Source organism: Allobosea sp. 01N443, from assembly GCF_056399325.1.
The window spans coordinates 1-3067 of record NZ_JBFTRC010000338.1; the positions used below are offsets into that span (position 1 = coordinate 1).

The following is a 3067-nucleotide window of genomic DNA, read 5'->3' on the forward strand; positions in this document are numbered from 1 at the left end:
CTTTTCAATAAAACCGATCAAACGGCCTTTTTCGGTGGCGTCGGCGTGGGCTACCGCTTCAACAATTGGTTCCGCATCGATGGTACATGGGAGTATCGCGGCGGAGGGACGATTGGGGTCAATGATAAGCTCTTCAACTCCTTCGCCAATGGCACCCAGACAAATACCTACAAGGGCAACCTCTCCTCGATGGTGGCCCTGTTCAACGCCTATGTCGATCTCGGCACCTGGAACTGCCTGACGCCCTATATCGGCGCCGGTATCGGTTATGCGCAGAACCGCATCTCGGGGTTGACCGAACAGGGCATCGTGTTTGCCAATGAGCCTTTCGGTCCGGTTTCCCCGACGCTGGGCACCGCGAGCAACGGCACCCGTTCCGGCGTCGCCTGGGCGCTCATGGCGGGGCTCGGCTATGAGGTGAACAAGAACCTGACCCTTGAAGTTGGGTATCGCTACCTCAATCTGGGCGATGCCCAGTCTGGGCGCATTCAAAATGCATTCCTGACGGAATCCTATGGGCCGCTGAAGGCCAAGGACATCCAGAGCCACGACATCCGCATCGGCATGCGCTGGAATTTCGGCGATCCCGATTGCTGCGCGGCTCCGGCTCCGGTCGCCTACCAGGCGCCCGTCGTGCGCAAGTACTGACCAGCTGGCTTTCCAGTTTCGTAAGGAACGGCGCGGATCATCGATCCGCGCCGTTTGCATTTCGCAACTCCGCAAGACTGTGAGGCTCCAAGTCGGGCCGCGTTGACAAAGCCTCCATCCCTTCGCCCTATTTGTGCTTGGCCGAGGCGTTCRCAGTCGGGACACGCCTCCACTGACCAGGCTTCCAGCCCACGCGCCATCGCCGTTCGCGCTGGCCCTCTGCAAGGATATGATCATGAAGACACGCGCCGCCGTTGCCTGGGAGGCCGGAAAACCGCTGACCATCGAAACCATCGAGATCGGCGGCCCGAAGGCGGGCGAGGTCCTGGTCGAGGTGATGGCGACCGGCATCTGCCACACCGACGCCTACACGCTTTCCGGGCTCGATTCAGAGGGCAAGTTCCCGGCGATCCTCGGCCATGAGGGCGCCGGCATCGTGCGCGAGGTCGGCGCCGGGGTCACGACGCTGAAGCCAGGCGACCACGTCATTCCGCTCTACACGCCGGAATGCCGCAGCTGCAAAAGCTGCCTGTCGCGCCGCACCAATCTCTGCACCGCGATCCGCTCGACACAAGGCCAGGGCGTGATGCCGGACGGCACATCGCGCTTCTCCTGCGATGGCGGCGAGGTCTTCCACTATATGGGCTGCTCGACCTTCGCGAATTTCACGGTGCTGCCCGAGATCGCGCTGGCGAAGGTTCGTGAGGACGCGCCCTTCGACAAGATCTGCTATATCGGCTGCGGCGTGACGACGGGGATCGGCGCGGTGATCTACACCGCCAAGGTCTGGCCCGGCGCCAATGTCGTGGTCTTCGGGCTCGGCGGCATCGGCCTCAACGTCATCCAGGGTGCCCGCATGGTCGGTGCCGACAAGATCATCGGTGTCGACATCAATCCCGGCAAGCGCGCCATGGCCGAGAAATTCGGCATGACCGACTTCATCAATCCGGCCGAGATCGGCAACGACAAGGTGGTGCAGGCGATCGTCGATCTGACCGGCGGCGGCGCCGACTTTTCCTTCGACGCGACCGGCAATACCAACGTGATGCGCCAGGCGCTGGAATGCTGCCATCGCGGCTGGGGTGAATCGATCGTCATCGGGGTTGCCGAAGCCGGCAAGGAAATCGCGACCCGGCCGTTCCAGCTCGTCACCGGGCGGGTCTGGAAAGGCACAGCCTTCGGTGGCGCCCGTGGGCGCACCGATGTGCCGAAGATCGTCGACTGGTACATGGAGGGCAAGATCAACATCGATGATCTGATCACCCACAAGCTCAGCCTCGACGAGATCAATCACGGATTCGACCTGATGCATGAGGGCAAGTCGATTCGCTCGGTCGTCGTGTACTGAGCCGGCCGCTCTTCCGCCGCATCGACCCTCCATGGAAACCCGTCATCATCCCTGATCTCCGCTTCACCGCGGCAGGGATGATGATGTGGATCAGGCTTGGACTGCGCGTCGCGAACGACCGAAAGGGACATCATGGAACTCCTCTCGAACTCCAAGGCTTTCGGCGGCTCGCAGCGCGTTTTCCGACACGAGAGCGCGGTCTGCGCCTGTCCGATGACCTTCGCGATCTTCCTGCCGCCACAGATCGAAGATGGCCCGGTTCCGGTGCTCTGGTATCTGTCGGGGCTGACCTGTTCGCACCAGAACGTCATGGACAAGGGCGAGTACCGCGCTGCCGCGGCCGCGAACGGCATCGCGATCATATGCCCGGACACGTCGCCACGCGGCGACGGCGTGCCGGACGAGCCCGACAACTGGCAGTTCGGCTCCGGTGCGGGCTTCTATCTCGATGCGACCCAGGAGCCCTATGCCCGAAACTACCGGATGGAGAGCTATCTCCTCACAGAGCTGAGCGAGATCGTCGCTCACAACTTTCCCGTCGACATGAGCAGGCAGGGCATCTTTGGCCATTCCATGGGGGGGCACGGCGCGATCACCCTCGCGCTGAAAAATCCCGATCGCTTTCATTCGGTCTCAGCCTTCGCACCAATCACGCAGCCTTCGACGGCGGGTTGGTCGCGGCCGGCCTTTGAAAAATATCTCGGCTCCGATGAGGCGGGCTGGCGGCGTTACGATAGTACTGCGCTGATCGCGGACGGCCACCGGGTCAAGGACCTCCTGGTTGACCAGGGCACGGCCGACGGCTTCCTGCAGGAGGGGTTGCGGCCGTGGCTGCTCGAAGTGGCCTGCGTCAGCGCAGGTATTCCGCTCGAGCTCCACATGCGGGATGGCTACGACCATTCCTACAATTTCGTCTCCACTTTCATGGCGCAGCACATCTCCTGGCACGCCCAGCGCCTGACCCCCTGACGTGGATCGCAGCCGTTCCCAGGCGCCGGGAACGGACTGGCCCGCCCCGTGTTGATGAACGTAACCGTTCCGCATGCGGGGGAAGCAATCATGCCATCGAGC

General features: G+C 62.7%; 3 protein-coding genes. All 3 read left to right on the forward strand.

The features are described 5' to 3' along the window. Positions 1-648 (forward strand): outer membrane protein (locus tag AC1DRP_RS35910; RefSeq protein ID WP_476771065.1); only part of this gene is annotated, 648 nt, incomplete at its 5' end. A gap of 235 nt (positions 649-883) precedes the next feature. Continuing rightward, positions 884-1996 (forward strand): S-(hydroxymethyl)glutathione dehydrogenase/class III alcohol dehydrogenase, encoded by a 1113-nt coding sequence (locus tag AC1DRP_RS35915; protein WP_441507009.1) that lies wholly within the window; start codon positions 884-886, stop codon positions 1994-1996. Positions 1997-2128: 132 nt separating this feature from the next. Continuing rightward, positions 2129-2965 carry an S-formylglutathione hydrolase gene (gene fghA / locus AC1DRP_RS35920; protein ID WP_441488231.1) on the forward strand — a complete coding sequence of 279 codons (837 nt, stop codon included), beginning with the start codon at positions 2129-2131 and terminating at the stop codon, positions 2963-2965. Positions 2966-3067 lie beyond the last annotated feature (102 nt).